General features: G+C 67.6%; 17 protein-coding genes. 12 read left to right on the forward strand and 5 right to left on the reverse strand.

All coding sequences use genetic code 11. The features are described 5' to 3' along the window. The first annotated feature begins 66 nt into the window (after positions 1-66). The 4 genes from AC07OH_RS18830 to AC07OH_RS18845 are packed head-to-tail and all read left to right on the forward strand — an operon-like array spanning position 67 to position 5,754. Positions 67-2,163, forward strand: coding sequence for a TonB-dependent siderophore receptor (locus AC07OH_RS18830; RefSeq protein WP_495301718.1), 2,097 nt, complete (start codon positions 67-69; stop codon positions 2,161-2,163). A gap of 30 nt (positions 2,164-2,193) precedes the next feature. Then, a complete protein-coding gene (locus AC07OH_RS18835) occupies positions 2,194-3,381 on the forward strand; it encodes a PepSY-associated TM helix domain-containing protein (protein ID WP_495301719.1) in 1,188 nt (395 codons plus the stop codon). Next, the gene (locus AC07OH_RS18840) at positions 3,378-3,590 is read left to right on the forward strand and encodes a hypothetical protein (protein WP_495301720.1); all 213 of its coding nucleotides are present in this window, start codon (positions 3,378-3,380) and stop codon (positions 3,588-3,590) included. The genes AC07OH_RS18835 and AC07OH_RS18840 overlap by 4 nt, the downstream gene beginning before the upstream one ends. Positions 3,591-3,627: 37 nt before the next feature. Continuing rightward, the gene (locus AC07OH_RS18845; RefSeq protein WP_495301721.1) at positions 3,628-5,754 is read left to right on the forward strand and encodes a TonB-dependent receptor domain-containing protein; all 2,127 of its coding nucleotides are present in this window, start codon (positions 3,628-3,630) and stop codon (positions 5,752-5,754) included. Between the two features lie 74 nt (positions 5,755-5,828). Here the strand turns inward: AC07OH_RS18845 and metK are convergent, their stop codons facing one another. Beyond that, a complete protein-coding gene (metK, locus tag AC07OH_RS18850; protein WP_062471813.1) occupies positions 5,829-7,013 on the reverse strand; it encodes a methionine adenosyltransferase in 1,185 nt (394 codons plus the stop codon). Between the two features lie 231 nt (positions 7,014-7,244). Between metK and AC07OH_RS18855 the strand changes: the two genes are divergently transcribed. Then, positions 7,245-8,144 carry a lysophospholipid acyltransferase family protein gene (locus tag AC07OH_RS18855; protein ID WP_495301722.1) on the forward strand — a complete coding sequence of 300 codons (900 nt, stop codon included), beginning with the start codon at positions 7,245-7,247 and terminating at the stop codon, positions 8,142-8,144. Further along, on the forward strand, positions 8,141-9,025 hold the full coding sequence (locus AC07OH_RS18860; protein ID WP_495301723.1) for an LpxL/LpxP family acyltransferase: 885 nt from the start codon (positions 8,141-8,143) through the stop codon (positions 9,023-9,025). Before AC07OH_RS18855 ends, AC07OH_RS18860 begins: the two co-directional genes overlap by 4 nt. Here the strand turns inward: AC07OH_RS18860 and AC07OH_RS18865 are convergent. Together AC07OH_RS18865 and yihA are read right to left on the reverse strand one after the other, a co-directional pair. Continuing rightward, entirely contained in the window at positions 9,019-9,933 is a 915-nt protein-coding gene (locus AC07OH_RS18865; protein ID WP_495301724.1) for an alpha/beta fold hydrolase, read from the reverse strand. The genes AC07OH_RS18860 and AC07OH_RS18865 overlap by 7 nt on opposite strands. A gap of 90 nt (positions 9,934-10,023) precedes the next feature. Then, positions 10,024-10,770, reverse strand: a complete 747-nt coding sequence (gene yihA, locus AC07OH_RS18870) for a ribosome biogenesis GTP-binding protein YihA/YsxC (protein ID WP_492679557.1) — start codon at positions 10,768-10,770, stop codon at positions 10,024-10,026. A 71-nt stretch (positions 10,771-10,841) separates the two neighbouring features. Between yihA and AC07OH_RS18875 the strand changes: the two genes are divergently transcribed. The 5 genes from AC07OH_RS18875 to msrQ all read left to right on the forward strand — a co-directional run bounded on the left by AC07OH_RS18875 (position 10,842) and on the right by msrQ (position 16,955). Next, complete coding sequence (locus AC07OH_RS18875; protein WP_070059954.1) at positions 10,842-11,513, forward strand: c-type cytochrome; 672 nt, start codon at positions 10,842-10,844, stop codon at positions 11,511-11,513. A 121-nt stretch (positions 11,514-11,634) separates the two neighbouring features. Continuing rightward, the gene (locus AC07OH_RS18880) at positions 11,635-13,824 is read left to right on the forward strand and encodes a cytochrome c biogenesis protein ResB (protein ID WP_495301725.1); all 2,190 of its coding nucleotides are present in this window, start codon (positions 11,635-11,637) and stop codon (positions 13,822-13,824) included. Beyond that, entirely contained in the window at positions 13,821-15,140 is a 1,320-nt protein-coding gene (ccsB, locus tag AC07OH_RS18885) for a c-type cytochrome biogenesis protein CcsB (RefSeq protein WP_495301726.1), read from the forward strand. Before AC07OH_RS18880 ends, ccsB begins: the two co-directional genes overlap by 4 nt. Positions 15,141-15,256: 116 nt before the next feature. Continuing rightward, on the forward strand, positions 15,257-16,270 hold the full coding sequence (msrP, locus tag AC07OH_RS18890) for a protein-methionine-sulfoxide reductase catalytic subunit MsrP (RefSeq protein WP_495301727.1): 1,014 nt from the start codon (positions 15,257-15,259) through the stop codon (positions 16,268-16,270). A 31-nt stretch (positions 16,271-16,301) separates the two neighbouring features. Continuing rightward, the gene (gene msrQ, locus AC07OH_RS18895) at positions 16,302-16,955 is read left to right on the forward strand and encodes a protein-methionine-sulfoxide reductase heme-binding subunit MsrQ (RefSeq protein WP_495301792.1); all 654 of its coding nucleotides are present in this window, start codon (positions 16,302-16,304) and stop codon (positions 16,953-16,955) included. Positions 16,956-16,962: 7 nt separating this feature from the next. Here msrQ and lysA read toward each other — a convergent pair whose 3' ends face one another. Continuing rightward, a complete protein-coding gene (gene lysA, locus AC07OH_RS18900) occupies positions 16,963-18,240 on the reverse strand; it encodes a diaminopimelate decarboxylase (protein WP_495301728.1) in 1,278 nt (425 codons plus the stop codon). Further along, on the reverse strand, positions 18,237-18,488 hold the full coding sequence (lptM, locus tag AC07OH_RS18905; RefSeq protein WP_495301729.1) for an LPS translocon maturation chaperone LptM: 252 nt from the start codon (positions 18,486-18,488) through the stop codon (positions 18,237-18,239). Before lptM ends, lysA begins: the two co-directional genes overlap by 4 nt. 12 nt (positions 18,489-18,500) lie before the next feature. Between lptM and cyaY the strand changes: the two genes are divergently transcribed. Next, positions 18,501-18,833, forward strand: coding sequence for an iron donor protein CyaY (gene cyaY, locus AC07OH_RS18910; RefSeq protein ID WP_495301730.1), 333 nt, complete (start codon positions 18,501-18,503; stop codon positions 18,831-18,833). Positions 18,834-18,851: the final 18 nt, after the last annotated feature.

Raw genomic sequence — 18,851 nt, forward strand, 5'->3', positions numbered from 1 at the left:
GGACCGAGACTTTCTTGACAATAGAATGCGAATTGTTATCAATAGCGTTCAATGAACCATAAAAACATGGCAAGAATGAGGGCGCGGCGCAGGGCCGCTTCGGTGTTGGTGGGCTGCCTGGCGATCTACGCGCAGCAGCACGTTCTGGCGCAAACGGGTGGCACGGGTTCGCTCCCTGAAGTGCGCGTCGATGCCAATGCCGAAGCCGAGACCGCCACCTCGCCCGTGATCGGCTACCGCGCGAAGAACGCCGTGACCGCCACCAAGACCGACACGCCGCTGTCGGAAACGCCGCAGTCCGTCACCGTGATCACGCGCGACCAGATGGTCGACCAGGGCGCAACCAACCTGCAGGAGGCGCTCAACTACGCGGCGGGCGTGCGCTCCGACGCCTACGGTGTCGATTCGCGCACCGACTCGATGCGCGTGCGCGGCGCCAACCCCGACATCTACCTCGACGGCCTGCGCCAGGCCTACGGCTACTACACCAGCACCACGCGCACCGAGCCCTACACGCTGGAGCGCCTCGAAGTGCTGCGCGGCCCCTCGGGCATGCTGTTCGGCGCGGGCACCGCGGCGGGCGTGATCAACATGGTCAGCAAGCGACCGCTGCAAGAGGCCCAGCGCGAGGTGGGCGTGCAGTTCGGCAGCTTCGGCCGCAAGCAGGTGCAGGCCGACCTCACCGGTCCGCTGAATGCCGACGGCTCGCTGTCGTACCGGCTGATCGCGCTGCAGCGCAAGTCCGATTCGCAGGTCGACCACGTGCCCGACGACCGCAGCGTGATCGCGCCCTCGCTCACCTGGCGCCCCAACGCGGCGACCTCGCTCACACTGCAGGGCCTGTGGCAAAAGGACAAGAGCGGCAGCAGCTCGCAGTTCCTGCCGTGGGAAGGCACCTTGCTGCCGAACCCGAACGGCCGCGTACCGGCCAGCCGCTTCATCGGCGAGCCCGGCGACTACTACAACAGCGAGCGCCAGACCTTCGGCTGGCAGTTCGAGCACAAGTTCAACGACAGCTGGACCGTGCGCCAGAACTTCCGCTACGCGAAGAACGAAAACGACAACCGCTACCACTACGGCGGCGCGTTCAGCGGCTTCGACAGCTGGTCGACCGACCCGGTCTTCAAGCGCGTGTTCCCCCGCTACTACGACAGCCAACTGACGCGCAACCGCACGCAGACGCTGGACAACCACGTCGAGGGCCACTTCCAGACCGGCGCGCTCCAGCACACGCTGCTCGTGGGCGCGGACTTCGCGCGCCAGCGCGAGAACGTCTGGGGCGGCACCACGGCCGACACCATCGACATCTACGCGCCGGTGTACGGCCACCTGGACGAACCCGAGCGCGTGGCGCGTCCGCGCACCCGCCAGCGCCAGACCGGCCTGTACCTGCAGGACCAGATCAAGCTCGACCACTGGATCTTCGTGGCCGGCCTACGCCATGACCGGGCCGTGTCCAGCGCTGCCGGCAGCGACGAGCAAAAGAGCAGCGCCACCACCAAGCGCCTGGGCGTGATGTACGCCCATCCCTCGGGCTGGTCGCCGTACCTGAGCTACAGCGAGTCGTTCACGCCGCAGTCGCCGCGCGAAGGCCGCATCTTCTCGCCGCTGCGCGGCGAGCAGTGGGAAGCGGGCGTCAAGTACGAGCCGAAGAACCGCGCCATGGCCTTCAGCGCCGCGGTGTACGACCTGCGCGAGAAGAACCAGATCGTCGAAGAGCAGCCGAAGGTGTTCTCGCAGCGCGGCCTGACCAAGACCAAAGGCGTGGAACTGGAAGCCAAGGGCTCGGTGGGCCCCAACCTCGACCTGATCGCTCACTACAACTACACCGACGCCGACGCGCAGATCGAAGGCCTGCCCAAGCACCAGGCCAGCTTCTGGGCCAAGTCCAGGTTCTCGGTGGCCGGCATGAGCGGCTTCTCGGCCGGCGCCGGCGTGCGCGTGATGAGTTCGTTCCGCGACACCCAGTTCGGCACCGGCCCGCGCATCCCCGGCGTGGCACTGGCCGACCTGGTGTTTGCCTACGATACGGCCCAGTGGCGCTATGCGCTCAACATCAACAACGTGACGGACAAGGTGTACTTCAGCACCTGCCTCTCGCGCGGTGACTGCTGGTACGGTGCGCGCCGCAACATCGTGGCGAGCGCCACCTACCGCTTCTAGCCTTTTCCCCACCCAACGACGCACGACGACATGGACAGCCGAAAGATCAAGACCTGGGCCTGGGTGCACAAGTGGAGCAGCCTTGTCTGCACGGTGTTCATGCTGCTGCTGTGCATCACCGGCCTGCCGCTGATCTTCCACCACGAGATCGGCCACCTGCTGGGCACCGAGGTCGAGGCGCCGAAGATGCCGGCGAACACGCCGCGCATCAGCCTGGACAAGGTGGTCGAGATCGGCCGCGCCAAGCACCCCGACCGCGTGGTGCAGTTCGTCTCGCAGCCCGAGGACGACGACGGCCTGTGGTTCGTCACGCTCACGCCCACGCCCGAACCCACCGAAGACTTCAAGTCGGTGGCGGTCGATGCGCGCACCGGCGTCGTGCTGGCGCAACCGGAGTTCAGCCAGGGCTTCATGTACATCATGTTCAAGCTGCACGTCGACCTGTTCGCCGGGCTGCCGGGCAAGCTGTTCCTGGGCTTCATGGGACTGCTGCTGCTGGTGGCCATCGTCTCGGGCGTGGTGCTGTATTCGCCGTTCATGCGCAAGCTCGACTTCGGTACCGTGCGGCGCGAGAAGCGCCCGCGCCTGAAGTGGCTCGACCTGCACAACCTGCTGGGCATCGTCACGCTGGTGTGGCTGTTCGTGGTGGGCTCCACCGGCATGATCAACACCTGGGCCGACCTGATCATCAAGTACTGGCAGTACGACCAGCTCAGCACGCTGCTCGCGCCCTACAAGAACGAGCCGGTGGTGCCGGTGGCCGAGCGCGGCTCGCTGCAGCGCTCGATGGAAGGGGCGATGCAGAAGGCGCCGGGCATGAAGCTGTCGTTCATCGCGTTCCCGGGCACCTCGTTCTCGAGCCCGCACCACACGACCTTCTTCCTGCGCGGCAACGAGCCCTTCACCTCGAAGCTGCTGCAGCCGGTGCTGGTCGATGCCAAGACGGCGGAAGTCACGGCGGCGCCGAAGATGCCGTGGTACCTCACGGGCCTGCTGGTGTCGCAGCCGCTGCACTTCGGCGACTACGGCGGCATGCCGATGCAGATCCTGTGGGCGCTGCTGGACATCGCGACCATCATCGTGCTAGGCAGCGGGCTGTACCTGTGGCTCAAGCGTGGCAACACGGTGCCGGCACGGGCGACCACGACGACTGCGGCGCCCGCCACGGTATCGGGCCCACAGCCTGACCCGGCACCGGCCATGAAGGTGCAGGCATGACGACGCACCACAAGGCACCGCACCAATCCTTCTGGCGCATGTGGGGCTGGCCGATCGTGCTGGGCGTGCTGACCACTATCGGCCTCATCACTGCGCTGTTCAGCGACGGCGGCCTCGGCGACATGGTGGCCTGGGTGGGCCTGGGCGTTCCGGTGCTCGTGTGCGCCTGGTTCGGCTGGCGCCGCTCGCCGCGCACGGGTTCCCGCTAGGCAAAAGGGGCAGGGCACCGACGCAGAATCGGTGCCGATGAATGCCGCACTCTCCTACTCGCTTCGCCTGCTGATCCTGGGCGTTCCGCTGGCCGTGCACGGCCAGCAGCCCGCAACACCACCGGCTGGCACGCTGCGCGACGTCACCGTTTCCACGCCGCGCGGCACGCTGTCTCCGTTTCTCGTGCCCGGCTCGGTCGACCGCGTCGACGGCGACGAGATGCGCGACAGCCGGCTGCAGGTCAACCTGTCCGAGAGCCTGGGCGCCGTGCCCGGCCTGCAGGTGCAGAACCGCATGAACTACGCGCAGGACCTGCAGCTGTCGGTGCGCGGCTTCGGCGCGCGCTCGACCTTCGGCGTGCGCGGCGTGCGCCTGTACGTCGACGGCATTCCGGCCACCTTGCCCGACGGCCAGGGACAGACCTCGAACATCGACATCGGCTCGGTCGACCGCGTCGAAGTGCTGCGCGGGCCGTTCTCGGCGCTGTACGGCAATTCGTCGGGCGGCGTGGTGCAGGCGTTCACGGCCTCGGGGGAGGGCGCGCTGCGCCTGTCGTACTCGCTGGCGGGCGGCAGCTTCGGCAGCTGGCGCCAGTCGCTGCAGCTGAGCGGTTCGCAGGGCGCGGTCGACTACCTGCTCGGCGCGAGCCACTTTCGCACCGACGGCTGGCGCGAACAGAGCGCCGCGCGGCGCAACATCGCGAACGGCAAGCTGGGCATCGCACTGGACAACGGCGACAAGCTCACGCTGGTGTTCAACAGCGTGCGCATCGAGGCACAAGACCCGCTGGGCCTGACGGCCGAGCAGGTCGCGCAGTCACCGCGCAAGGCACCGCTGGCGCTGCAGTACGACACGCGCAAGACGGTCGAGCAGACGCAGGTCGGCCTGCGCTACGAGCGGCGCCTGAATGCCGAGCAGGCGCTGCAGTTCATGGTCTATGGCGGCGAGCGAAAGACCGTGCAGTTCCAGTCGATCCCGCCGTCGGCGCAGCAGAGCCCGCTGCACGCGGGCGGCGTGATCGACCTCTCGCGCCAGTACGGCGGCGTCGACCTGCGCTGGACCGCCGCGCTGCAGCTGGCCGACCGGCCCTTCGACCTCGTGGCGGGCCTGGGCTACGACAGCCTGCGCGAGCGCCGCCGCGGCTACGAGAACTACCAGGGCCCGGTGGCCGCGCCCCTGCTGGGCGTGCAGGGGCGGCTGCGCCGCAACGAGCGCAACGAGGTCTGGAACCTCGACCCCTATGCGCAGGCCGCCTGGCGCTTTGCCGAGCGCTGGACGCTTGAGGCTGGCGTGCGCCGCAGCCGCGTGCACTTCGATTCGCACGACCTGTACATCGGCGGAGCGAACCGCGACGACAGCGGCAGCGCGAGCTACAGCAAGACCTTGCCCGTGGCCTCGCTGCGCTACCAGGCCACGCCCGATCTCGCGGTGTACGGCTCGGTCGGCCGGGGCTTCGAGACACCGACGCTCAACGAGCTGTCGTACCGTCCGGGCGGCGCCAGCGGGCTCAACTTCGGGCTGCGGCCTTCGGTGAACGACAGCCTCGAAGTGGGCGCGAAGGCGCGGTTGGGCGGCGGCCTGCTGACGGCGGCGCTGTTCCACACGCGCACGCGCGACGAGATCGTGACCGCCACCAACAGCGGCGGTCGCGCCACCTTCCAGAACGCCGGGCGCACGCGGCGCAACGGCTTCGAGCTGGGCTGGCAGCACGAGACGGCCGACCACTGGCGCACGCAGGTGGCCTACACCTGGCTGGACGCGACCTACCGCGATGCGTTCTGCTCGCCGTCGCCCTGCGCGGGCGGCAACGCGGTGAACGCGGGCAACCGCATCCCGGGCATCGCGCGGCAGTCGCTGTTCGCGTCGCTCGGCTGGGTGCCGCCCGAGGGCTGGCGCGCGGGTGTCGAGATGCGCGCGCTGAGCCACATCCAGGCCAACGACCTGAACACCGCGAGCGCGCACGGCTACGCCGTGGCGGCGCTGTACGCCGGCTACCTGAAGAAGTGGGAGCGCTGGGACTTCAACGCCTTCGCGCGCGTCGACAACCTGTTCGACCGGCGCTACATGGGCTCGGTCATCGTCAACGAAGGCAATGCGCGCTTCTACGAGCCCGCGCCGGGCCGCAACTGGACGCTGGGCCTGAGCGGCGCGTACCGCTTCTGAAGAACGCGCCACGAAAAGAAAAAGGCCCGCCGCCCCGAGGGGACGGCGGGCCTCGAGACCCGGTATCGCGGTGCTTACTTGAGGCCGGCCGCAGCGCGCAGTGCAGCGGCTTGCGTCGTGGCTTCCCAGGTGAACTCGGGCTCTTCGCGGCCGAAGTGGCCGTAGGCGGCGGTCTTCTGGTAGATCGGGCGCAGCAGGTCGAGCATCTGGATGATGCCCTTCGGGCGCAGGTCGAAGTGCTCGCGCACGAGCTCGGCGATCTTCTCGTCGGGGATCACGCCGGTGCCTTCGGTGTAGACCGTGATGTTCATCGGCTGGGCCACGCCGATGGCGTACGCCACCTGGATCTGGCACTGGCGCGCCAGGCCGGCGGCCACGATGTTCTTGGCCACGTAGCGCGCGGCGTAGGCGGCCGAGCGGTCGACCTTCGACGGGTCCTTGCCGGAGAACGCGCCGCCGCCGTGCGGGCAGGCGCCGCCGTAGGTGTCGACGATGATCTTGCGGCCGGTGAGGCCGCAGTCGCCCTGCGGTCCGCCGATGACGAAGCGCCCGGTCGGGTTGATCAGGTAGCGCGTGTTCTGCAGCCATTCCTTGGGCAGCACGGGCTTGATGATCTCTTCGATGATGGCTTCGTTGAACGAGGCCTTCATCTTGGTCGGCGTTTCGCTCTGGTCGGGGCTGTGCTGCGTGGAGAGCACCACGGTGTCGATGCTGTGGGGCTTGCCGTCCACGTAGCGCATCGTGACCTGGCTCTTGGCGTCGGGGCGCAGGAAGGGCAGGCGGCCGTCCTTGCGCAGTTGGGCCTGGCGCTCCACGAGGCGGTGGGCGTAGTAGATCGGCGCGGGCATCAGCTCGGGCGTCTCGTCGCAGGCGTAGCCGAACATCAGGCCCTGGTCGCCGGCGCCGGTGTTCAGGTGGTCGTCGGACGCGTGGTCCACGCCCTGGGCGATGTCGTTGGACTGCTTGTCGTAGCAGACCATCACCGCGCAGCCCTTGTAGTCGATGCCGTACTCGGTGTTGTCGTAGCCGATGCGCTTGATGGTGTCGCGCGCGACCTGGATGTAGTCGACGTGCGCGTTGGTCGTGATCTCGCCGGCGAGCACCACGAGGCCGGTGTTGGTCAGCGTTTCGGCGGCGACGCGGCTGCGGGGGTCTTGTTCGAAGATCGCGTCGAGGATCGCGTCCGAGATCTGGTCCGCGACCTTGTCGGGATGGCCTTCGGAAACCGATTCGGAAGTAAAGAGAAAGTCGTTCGCCACTGTAGTCACTCCTTGAGTTCAATTGGCGCGTTGCCAACTCTGCGGAGCCCTGGCGAACGCTTTAGCAGATGTCGACGTATCGACGGGACACAATCGCATTCGCGCTTGTGGGTGTCGCCCTGCAAGTTGTTCCGTAACTCGGCGACAATTTGCATTCTATTCGAGCCGCGCAATACCATGCGCGCGCCTCCGTCTTTTGACGCTCCCTGACTCTCTCTCCCTCCCCGCTCAATGATCACCCTGTTCCGCCTGCTTGCCCGCTTGCCGATGCCATTGATGCATCGGCTCGGCGCCTTGCTGGGGTGGCTGGTCTGGTGGTGCGCGCCGGACTACCGCCGCCGCTTCAAGGCCAACGCCGAGAGCGCCGGTTTCTCGCCCGCGCAGTACCGTCCCGCCATCGCCGCCGCCGGCCACATGGCGTCCGAGTTGCCCTGGCTGTGGTTGCGCCCGCAGGGCGAGAGCGTGCTGACGCGCGTGGTGCGCTGGGAAGGCGTCGAGGCCTTCGAGGCCGCGATGCGCGCGAAAAAGGGCGTGATCCTCGTGGCGCCGCACCTGGGCAGCTGGGAAATGTGCGGCCAGGCCATCGGCGAGCGCTTTCTCGCGGACTTCGGGCCGATCACCGCGCTGTTCCGTCCGGCGCGCAAGAAATGGATGGCCGACCTGATCGCCGCGGGTTCGCGCGACCGGCCCGGCCTGCAGACCCTGCCGACCAACAACACCGGCGTGCGCGGCCTGATCCGCACGCTGCGCAGCGGCGGCTACACCGGCATCCTGCCCGACCAGGTGCCGCCGCTGGGGCAGGGCGTGTGGGCGCCTTTCCTCGGCCGCCCTGCCTACACCATGACCCTGCTTCCCCGTTTGGCCCAACAGACCGGCGCCGCCTGCTTCCTCAGCGTGTGCGAGCGCCTGCCGCGCGGCGCGGGCTACGTGATCCGCTTCGAGCCGATCGTCGGCACAGCGCTCACCGACCCCGATGCGTCCATCGAGGACGCCGCCGCCGCCATGAACGACGGCATCGGCCGCCTGATCCACAGCCTGCCCGGCCAGTACGTGTGGGACTACGCGCGCTACAAGGAGCCGCGCGGCGAACCCGCCGTGGTGGCCAACGCTGCCGGAGGGGCTGCGCCATGAGCCTTAGCTCCCGACTCGGTATCGGCTTCATGCGGGTGCTGGCACCGCTGCCCCTGCCGCTCGTGCGCGGCTTCAGCAGGGTCCTCGGCCGCCTGCTGCACACCATCGCCGTGCCGCGGCGGCGCGTGGTCGACCGGAATCTGGCCTTGTGCTTCCCCGGGAAATCGGAGGCCGAGCGCCGCGCCATCGCGCGCGAGACCTTCGTCTTCGTCGCGCAGTCGTGGCTGGACCGCAGCTGGCTCTGGCATGCGCCCGAGCAGGTGGTGAAGAGCCGGCTGAAGATCGTCGGTTCTGCGCCGGAAATCCGCGAGATCGCCGAAGGCGACGCGCCGATGATCCTGTTCGCGCCGCACTTCTACGGCTTGGACGCTGCGGCCACTGCGCTCACCATGCACACGGCGCGCCCGTCGGCCACGATCTACACGACGCAGCGCGACCCGATGGTCGACGCCTGGATCCGCGAAGGCCGCACGCGCTTCGGCGACGTGGCGGCGCTCAACCGGGTGGACGGCATCAAGCCCATCCTCTCGGGGCTGCGCAAGGGCGGTTTGTTGTACCTGCTGCCCGACATGGATTTCGGGCGCGACCAGACCATCTTCGTGCCCTTCTACGGCGTGCAGGCGGCCACCGTGCCCTCGCTGTCGCGCTTTGCGCGGCTGGGCAAGGCCAAGGTGGTGCCGGTGGTGGCGAAGCTCACGCCCGGCGGCTACGAGATTCAGGTGCTGCCGGCGTGGCAGAACTTCCCGACCGACGACGTCGAGGCCGACACGGCGCTCATGAACGAGCGCCTGCAGGGCTACATCGACACGATGCCGTCCCAGTACTACTGGGTGCACCGGCGCTTCAAGACCCGCCCCGAAGGCGAGCCTCCCATCTACTGATTGCGGGCCAGGAAGCCCTCGATCTCGCGCGCGACCAGCTGCGGCTGCTCGTGCACGATCCAGTGGGTTGCGTTCGGCACCTTCTTGACCTCGAGCTTCGGCACGTACTCTTCCAGCCCCTCGAGCAGGCCCGGCAGCAGCGCGGCGTCGTCGAGCGCCCAGAACACGAAGGTCGGCATGGCCACCGTGAGGCGTTCGCGCGGCAGCACCGGAATGCTGTCGACGGTCTGGCCCGGCAGCGGCGGCTTCATCGGCGTCACGCGGTACAGGTTGCAGGCGCCCGTGAGGCCCGCGCTCCAGACCTCGCGGTACTGTTGCTTCACCTCTTCAGTGAGCCAGCCGAAGCCGTCCGGGCCGGCCTTCATCAAGAGGAAGAAGGGCCACATGCGCTTGAAGTCGTCGGCCGCGAGCAGGGCTTCGGCGTCGGGACGCGCCAGGAAGTGCATGTAGGCGCTGGCCTGCTGCTGCGCCGGGTTGTTGCGCAGTTCGCGCGTGAAGGTGCCCGGGTGCGGCGAATTGATGATGACCAGCTTGCCGACCTGCTGCGGGAAGGCGTTGGCGTAGCCCCAGGCGAAGGCGCCGCCCCAATCGTGGGCCACCAGCGCGGCCATCGTGCCGTCAGCGCTCTCGGTGGCCACGAGCTGCTGGATGTCCTGGATCAGCAGGTGGGCCTTGTAGTCGGCCACTTCCGTGGGTGCGCTGGACTTCTCGAAGCCGCGCAGGTTGGGCGCCACGCAGCGGTAGCCGCCGTGGGCCGGGTCCGAGAAGTAGGCGAGCAGTTCGTCCCAGATGAACGCGGCTTCGGGAAAGCCGTGCAGGAACACCATCAGCGGCTGGCCCGGCTTGCCGGCGGCGCGGCAACTCAGGGTGGTGCCGTTGGGCAGGCTGCGTTGGAAGGTCTCGATCATGCTTCGTGTCTCCTTGGGTTGACTGTCGCTATTGTTTTGATAGTGAACTTCGCAGGCGGGACGCTCGATGCAGCCGGTTCCTCTAGCGCATCAGGCGTCTTCGGCCGGTGGTGGCGCGGGCGCTGCCGGTGCTGCTGCGGCGTCGTCGGGATGCACCCAGCGCCACAGCAGTTCGGCCGCCTCGCCGACCCCTTGCTTCTTCAGGGCCGAGAACAGTTTGACCTCGCCGCCGCCGGCGTTCAGTCGCGTAATCGACAGCACCTTGGCAGCTTCGGTGCGCGTGAGCTTGTCGGACTTGGTCAGCAGCACCAGGAATTTCAGGCCTTGCTCGACACGCGGACGGATCACGTCGAGCAGGATCTCGTCGAGCTCGGTCAGGCCGTGGCGCGGATCGCACATCAGGACAACCCCGCGCAGACTTTCGCGCGTCATGAGGTAGTTGCCCATCACGCGCTGCCAGCGCAGCTTGGCTTCCTTCGGCACGGCGGCATAGCCGTAGCCGGGCAGGTCGGCCAGCACGGCGTCGTCGACCTTCTGCTTGCCGATGCCGAACAGGTTGATGTGCTGCGTGCGGCCGGGCGTCTTCGAGGCAAAAGCCAGGCGCGTCTGCTGCGTCAGCGTATTGATGGCGGTCGATTTGCCGGCGTTGGAACGGCCCACAAAAGCGATCTCGGGCAGGTCGACCGGAGGCAGGTGTTCCAGCTGCGGAGCGCTGGTCAGGAAGTGGGCGGTGTGCAGCCAACCCAGGGCCACGCGCTCGCGTTCAGCGACCTGCGGGTCCACGGCAGGGGCCGCGCGGGGAGGATAAGCGGCGGACTTGGCGCGCGGGGAGGTCATCTATGGGCTTTCGGAACGGGGCGCCATTGTAGAATCGCGGGGTTTTGCGCCATAAATTCGAAGCCCCCGATATGAAGTTGTTTGCCAATATTCTGCTTGCAGCCCTCATGGGCGTCGCAGCCAGCGCGAGTTTTGCAGCCGATGAGCATGCCGCTGCCCCCGCAGCGGCAGCCGCCAAGCCGGCCAAGCCCGATCCCGCCAAGGGCGACACGCTGTTCAATGCGACGCCGGCCAACAGCCAAAGCTGTGCTTCGTGCCACAACGCGGACGGCAACTCGGCCATCGCAGCCAACCCCAAGCTGGCGCAACAACACCCCGAATACATCCTCAAGCAGCTGCAGGACTTCAAGTCCGGCAAGCGCAAGAGCGCCATCATGAAGCCGCTGGCGTCGGCGCTGTCCGAAGACGACATGCGCAACATCGCCTGGTTCGTCGGCTCCAAGAAGATCAAGCCGGGCTTCTCGAAAGAGAAGGACACGGTCGCCCTCGGCGAAAAGATCTACCGCGGCGGCATCGGCGATCGCCAGATCCCCGCCTGCGCCGGCTGCCACAGCCCGAACGGTGCCGGCCTGCCGGCCCAGTACCCGCGCCTGGGCGGTCAGCACGCCGACTACACCGTGACCCAGCTCGTGGCCTTCCGCGACAACGTCCGCCTGAACAGCTCGCCCATGAACGGCGTGGCCGCCAAGCTCAACGACCGCGAAATCAAGGCTGTCGCCGACTACATCGCCGGCCTGCGCTGATTTCCGCTGTCGCGCTGTCCAGCGTGAACTAACCGCCGATAAAAATCCCAAACAAAGGGCGGGCCGATCCAGGAGGATGGCCCGCCCTTTTGTTTTTTTCTCCTTTCCTGGTTCCCTTCCGATGACCGTTTCCACCCATGGCCTTCGCGTGCATCGCGGCCCGCAGCTGCTTCGCGCCGCGGTGGAACTGCTGTCGTCGATGCGCTTCGCGATCGCGCTGCTGACGGTCATCTGCATCGCCTCGATCATCGGCACCGTGCTCAAGCAGCACGAGCCGATCAACAACTACATCAACCAGTTCGGGCCCTTCTGGGCCGAGCTGTTCCGCGCGGCCCGGCTCGACTCGGTCTACAGCGCCTGGTGGTTCATGCTGATCCTGCTGTTCCTGGTGATCAGCACGTCGTTGTGCGTCGCGCGCAACACGCCGCGCATCCTGATCGACCTGCGCACCTTCAAGGAAGACATCCGCGCGCAGAGCCTCAAGGCCTTCGGCCAGCGCGCCGAAAACCGCCTGGCGGAAACGCCCGACATGGCGGCCAACCGCATCGGCCAGTTGCTCGTGAGCGGCGGCTGGAAGGTCAAGCTGCAGCAGCGTCACGCCAGCGCCGACGGCAAGGCGGCGGCCGGCTGGATGGTCGCGGCGCGCGCCGGCGGCGCCCACAAGCTGGGCTACATCGCGGCCCACAGCGCGATCGTGCTGGTGTGCATCGGCGGCCTGCTCGACGGCGACCTCGTCGTGCGCGCCCAGACCTGGTTCAACGGCAAGAGCGTGTTCACGGGCGGCGGCATGATCGCCGACGTGGCGCCCGAGCACCGCCTGTCGACCGCCAACCCGACCTTTCGCGGCAACATCCTCGTGCCCGAGGGCGGGCGGGGCAACGTGGCCATCCTGAACCAGGCCGACGGCGTGCTGCTGCAGGAGCTGCCGTTCACCATCGAGCTGAAGAAGTTCATCGTCGACTACTACTCGACCGGCATGCCCAAGCTGTTCGCCAGCGAGGTGGTGCTGCACGACCGCGAGAGCGGCGAGCAGGTGCCCGCGCGCATCGAGGTGAACCATCCGGCCAGCTACAAGGGCGTGGAGATCTACCAGTCGAGCTTCGACGACGGCGGCTCCACGGTGAAGCTCAAGGCGGTGCCGATGGCGGCCGCGGCCAAGCCCTTCGAGGTCGAGGGCATCATCGGCGGCCCGAGTACCGAGATCACCAACGGCAAGGACAAGCTCACGCTCGAGTACGCCGCGCTGCGCGTGATCAACGTCGAGAACTTCGCCGACGGCGGTGCGATGGGCAGCGGCGCCGACGTGCGCAAGGTCGACCTGCGCCACGGCCTCGAGTCGCGTCTGGGCGCCGCCAACAAGACCAACAAGCCCAAGGTGCTGCGCAACATCGGCCCCAGCATCGGCTACAAGCTGCGCGACGCGGCCGGCCAGGCGCGGGAGTACCAGAACTACATGGTGCCGGTCGACGCCGGCGACGGCCAGCCGGTGTTCCTGCTGGGCATGCGCGAGAAGCCCGAGGAGCCGTTCCGCTACCTGCGCGTGCCGGCCGACGAGCAGGGCTCGATGGACGGCTTCGTGCGCATGCGCACCGCGTTGGGCGATCCCGCCACGCGCGAGCGTGCCGTCGAGCGCTACATCGCCAAGGCGACCGACCCGAAGCGCCCGGAGATGGCCGAGCAGCTGCGCGTGTCGGCCGCCCGCGCGCTGGCGCTGTTCTCGGGGGCCGAGCGCGCCAAGGCCGACGCCGCGTCGCAGGGCGGCTGGCAGGCGATTGCCGAATTCATGGAGGCCAACGTGCCTGAAGCCGAGCGCGAGCGCGCCGGCACGGTGCTGGTGCGCATCCTCAACGACGTGCTGTTCGAAGTGCTCAACCTGAGCCGCGAAGGCGCCGGTCTGGCCGCGCTGCCGAACGACGAGAAAACCCAGGGCTACCTGACGCAGGCCGTGCTGGCGCTGAGCGACGCGCACTTCTACCCGGCGCCGGTCGCGATGATGATGACCGACTTCACCCAGGTGCAGGCCAGCGTCTTCCAGGTGGCGCGTGCCCCTGGCAAGAACATCGTCTATCTGGGGTGTCTGTTGCTGATCATCGGTATTTTTGCCATGCTGTACGTGCGCGAGCGCCGTTTGTGGGTGTGGCTGACACCCGGCGGCGGCGCCTCTGGAGACAACGACGGCCGCGACACCAGCGCAACCGTCGCCACGATGGCGTTCTCGGTCAACCGCAAGACCCTGGACAGCGATCGCGAATTCGAGCATCTGAAGCACAAGCTGCTCGCCCTGAAGAAAGAAGAACCGGCGTCACCATGAACACCACGACCCTCACGCTCCACGAAAGCTGGCTCTCCCGCCGCAACCTGTTCGACTGGGTGTTCGCGGCGCTGGTGCTGGCCGGCGGCGCGTTCGCCTTCATGCGCCACGCCGGCTCGATGGACAGCTACGAAAAGCCGATCCTCGTGGCGGCGCTGGTCTCGGTCATCGGCATCTGCTGGTTCTGGCGCCCGCTGCGGGTGCTGGCGCTGGTGGTGGCCGCGGCCTCACTGCTGGCCATCAGCTCCTACCAGGGCGACCTGGCGCGCGCCGATTCGGTGTTCTGGCTCAAGTACTTCCTGTCGAGCCAGTCGGCCATCCTCTGGATGAGCGTGCTGTTCTTCATGAGCACGCTGTTCTACTGGATCGGTTTTGTCGCCGGCAAGCAGCAGGCCGACACCTTCGACCTGATCGGTTCCCGCCTGGCCTGGGCGGCCGTGACCATGGCGCTGATCGGCACCATGGTGCGCTGGTACGAAAGCCACCAGCTCGGCCCGGACATCGGCCACATCCCGGTGAGCAACCTGTACGAAGTGTTCGTGCTGTTCTGCTGGCTGACGGCCGCGTTCTACCTGTACTTCGAAGAGCGCTACAACACGCGCGCCCTGGGCGCCTTCGTGATGCTGGTGGTCAGCGCGGCGGTCGGCTTCCTGCTCTGGTACACGATCGTGCGCGAGGCGCATGAGATCCAGCCGCTGGTGCCCGCGTTGCAGAGCTGGTGGATGAAGCTGCACGTGCCCGCCAACTTCATCGGCTACGGCACCTTCGCGCTCGCAGCCATGGTGGCCTTCGCCTACCTCATCAAGGAACAGGCCGACGAGACCCGCTGGTACAAGCTCACGCCGATCTGGCTGCTGGGCGCGGCGCTGTGCTTCGTGCCGGTGGCCTTCCGCCAGCGTGTGCAGGAAGCCGGCGGCAGCTACTGGGTGGTCTACGCGGGCATCTCGGCGCTGATCGCCGCGGGCATCCTGCTGGGGCGCAAGCGCATCGCGGCGCGCCTGCCGGCCAACGAGGTGCTCGACGATGTCATGTACAAGTCGATCACCGTCGGCTTCGCCTTCTTCACCATCGCCACCGTGCTGGGCGCCCTGTGGGCGGCCGATGCCTGGGGCGGCTACTGGAGCTGGGACCCGAAGGAAACCTGGGCGCTGATCGTCTGGCTCAACTACGCGGCCTGGTTGCACATGCGCCTCGTGAAGGGCCTGCGCGGCACCGTCGCCGCCTGGTGGGCGCTGGCCGGCCTGGCCGTGACCACCTTCGCCTTCCTTGGCGTGAACATGTTCCTGAGCGGTCTGCACAGCTACGGCACGCTCTGAGCGCAGGTTCTGCGCCTTTCGCGAAGAATTGAAACCACGCGCCGCCATGGCGCGTAACCAAACCAGGGCATGTCACGAACTACCCTGAGCACAACGATTCACGCGAAAGGCCTGTCATGTCGTTCCCTTCCCGTTCGCACCGTCGCGACACCCGCGGTTTTGTCCATCCGCTGTCGAGTGAGATCACGCCGCGCGCGGCCTACGAAGGCCGGCGCGACCTGCTCAAGCTGATGGCCGGCGGTGCCGCGGGCGCGGCGCTCGCCACCTTCGCCGGGCGCGAGGCCTTCGCCCAGGCGACCGGCCCGCACAAGCTGGCCTTGCTGCCGGGCGCCAAGTCGGCCGTGCCGGGCGCGCAGACCATGGAAAAGCTCACCGACTACAAGGACGCGAGCAGCTACAACAACTACTACGAGTTCGGCGTCGACAAGGGCGATCCGGTGAAGAACGCCGGCACCCTCAAGACGCGGCCGTGGACCGTGGAGGTCGAGGGGCTGGTCAAGAAGCCAGGCAAGTACGGCATCGAAGACCTGCTCAAGCTCAGCGCGCAGGAAGAGCGCATCTACCGCCTGCGCTGCGTCGAAGGCTGGTCGATGGTGATCCCGTGGATCGGCTATTCGCTGGCCGAGCTCATCAAGAAGGTCGAGCCGCAGGGCAATGCCAAGTTCGTCGAGTTCGTGACGCTGGCCGATCCGAAGACCATGCCCTTCGTCGGCTCGCGCGTGCTCGACTGGCCCTACACCGAAGGCCTGCGCATGGACGAGGCGATGCACCCGCTCACGCTGCTGGCCTTCGGCATGTACGGCGAGGTGTTGCCCAACCAGAACGGCGCGCCGGTGCGGCTCGTGGTGCCATGGAAGTACGGCTTCAAGTCGGCCAAGTCGATCGTCAAGATCCGCTTCGTCGAGAAGGAGCCGAGCACGGCCTGGAACAAGGCCGCGGCGCAGGAGTACGGCTTCTATTCGAACGTGAACCCGAACGTCGACCACCCGCGCTGGAGCCAGGCGACCGAGCGTCGCATCGGCGACGGCGGCGGGCTGTTCGCGAAGCGGCGCAAGACCGAGATGTTCAACGGCTACGAGGCGCAGGTCGGCCAGCTCTACGCCGGCATGGACCTGAAGAAGAACTACTGAGCGGGCGCGTTCGCCCGGTCGTTGCGCCATGCTGAACAAGCTGCTCATGCACTCGGCGACCAAGCCGGTCGTCTTCCTGCTGTGCCTGCTGCCGTTCGCGCGGCTGGCCTTCGGCGCCTTCACCGACGGGTTGGGCGCGAACCCGGCCGAGTTCCTGATCCGCGCGACGGGCGACTGGACCTTGCGCTTCCTGTGCATCGTGCTGGCGGTGACGCCGCTGCGCGTGATCGCCAAGCTCAATGCGCTGGCGCGGCTGCGCCGCATGCTGGGCCTGTTCGCGTACTTCTACGTGGTGCTGCACCTGCTGTGCTACAGCTGGTTCGACATGGGCTTCGAGTGGGGCGAAATCGCCAAGGACATCGCCAAGCGGCCGTTCATCCTGGTGGGCTTCTCGGCCTTCGTGCTGCTGACGCCGCTGGCCGCCACATCATTCAATCGCGCGATCAAGGCGATGGGCGCCAAGCGCTGGCAGCTGCTGCACAGGCTGGTCTACGTGATCGCGGGGCTCGGGCTGCTGCACTTCTTCTGGATGCGCGCGGGCAAGAACAACTTCGCCGAGGTGTTCGTCTACGCCGCAATCATCGGGGTGCTGCTGGCGTGGCGCGTCTGGAATTTCGCGCGCAAGCGCCAGGCCAGGCCGGCGGTGGCCGTGCGCGGCAGCGAGAAGCCGCTGCGCACCGGCTGAGACCGGATCAGCCGTCGATCTCGGCGCGCAGCTGGTCTTCCATCGTCTCGCGACGGCGGATCAGTTTCGCGCTGGCGCCGCTCACCAGCACCTCGGCGGCCCGGCCGCGCGTGTTGTAGTTGCTGGCCATGCTCATGCAGTACGCACCCGCCGACAGCACGGCCAGCAGGTCGCCGGCCACCACGTTGAGCGCGCGGTCGCGGCCGATCCAGTCGCCGCTTTCGCAGACCGGGCCCACCACGTCGTAGGTCGGCGCGTCGCCGGCGCGCTCGCGCAGCGGCACGATCTTCTGGAAGGCCTGGTACATCGCGGGGCGCGGCAGGTCGTTCATGGCCGCGTCGACGATGCAGAAATTCTTGTCCTCGCCGGGCTTGGTGTAGAGCACCTCGGTCACGCAGACGCCGGCATTGCCGACCAGCGAGCGGCCGGGTTCGATCACCAGCTTGCGCTGGCCGAAGCCGCGCGCGTCGAGCTTGGCGAGCAACTGCTGCCACAGCGCATCGGCCTTGGGCGGCACTTCGCCGTTGTAGTCGATGCCCAGGCCGCCGCCGAAGTCCAGGTGATGGATCGGCACGCCGGCCGCCTCGATGGCTTCCACCAGGTCGAGCACGCGGTCACAGGCGTCCAGGTAGGGCGAGGCTTCGGTGATCTGCGAGCCGATGTGGCAGTCGATGCCGACCACTTCGAGGCCCGGCAGCCGGGCGGCGTGCTGGTAAGCCTGCACCGCACGGTCGTGCGCGATGCCGAACTTGTTGCCCTTGAGGCCCGTGGAAATGTACGGGTGCGTCTTCGGGTCGACGTTCGGATTGATGCGGATGCTGATCGGTGCGCGCACCTTCTCGGCCAGCGCCACCTCGTTGAGCACGTCGAGCTCGGCTTCGCTCTCGACGTTGAAGCAGGCGATGCCGGCCGCCAGGGCCTGGCGCATCTCGGCGCGCGTCTTGCCGACGCCCGAGAAGATGATCTTCTTGGGATCGGCACCCACGGCCAGCACGCGCGACAGTTCGCCGCCCGAGACGATGTCGAAACCGCAGCCGGCTTCGGCGAACACGCGCAGCACGCCGAGCGACGAATTGGCCTTCATGGCGTAGCAGATCAGCGCCTCGCGGCCCTCGAAGCCACGCTGGTACGCGGCCAGGGCGTCGAGCATCCACTGCTTCGAATAGACGAACAGCGGCGTGCCGTGCGTGCGTGCCAGCGCGTCGAGCGCGACGCCTTCGACGTGCAGGGCGCCGTCGCGGTGGGCGATGTGGGGGTGGCCGGGCAGGGAGGTGTTCGTCGTCATTTCTGGGGGGAGGCGGGGGCGCTGCTGGCTGCGGCGGGCTTGGGGGCCGCTTCGTTGTCGGCGGCTTTGGAGCCGCCGGGGGTGAGCAATTGGGGCAAGGTGGCGCGCTGGGCGGCCGCCGGATCGGTCGGCAGATAGAGCGCGCCGCGCTGTCCGCACGCCGCAAGGCCGGCCGCGCTGGCGGCAAGGCAGACCATGAGCGCGGTGCGGGCGCGAGCGCTCACTAGAATTTGGCGAACATTCAACATGCTGAAATTGTAATGACCGACACCGAGTACATGGACCGCGCCGAGGCGGCGCTTGCTGCCATCGAGCAGGGCTGCGACCGCATCAACGACGCGACCGACGCCGACATCGACAACCAGCGGGTCGGCGGGATGATCACGATGTCGTTTCGCAACGGCAGCCAGCTGATCGTGAACCTGCAGAAGCCGCTGCAGGAAATCTGGCTGGCGGCACGCTCCGGCGGCTACCACTACCGGCACGACGGCCGGGTGTGGGTGGACACCAAGACCGGGGAAGAGTTCTTCGGCAACCTGTCGCGCGAAGCGACCCTGCAGGCGGGGCAGCCGCTGATGTTCGCGGCGGCCTGAGCCGCCGCTTTCCCGCTT

This window comes from Variovorax sp. GW821-FHT10C12 (assembly GCF_059415405.1).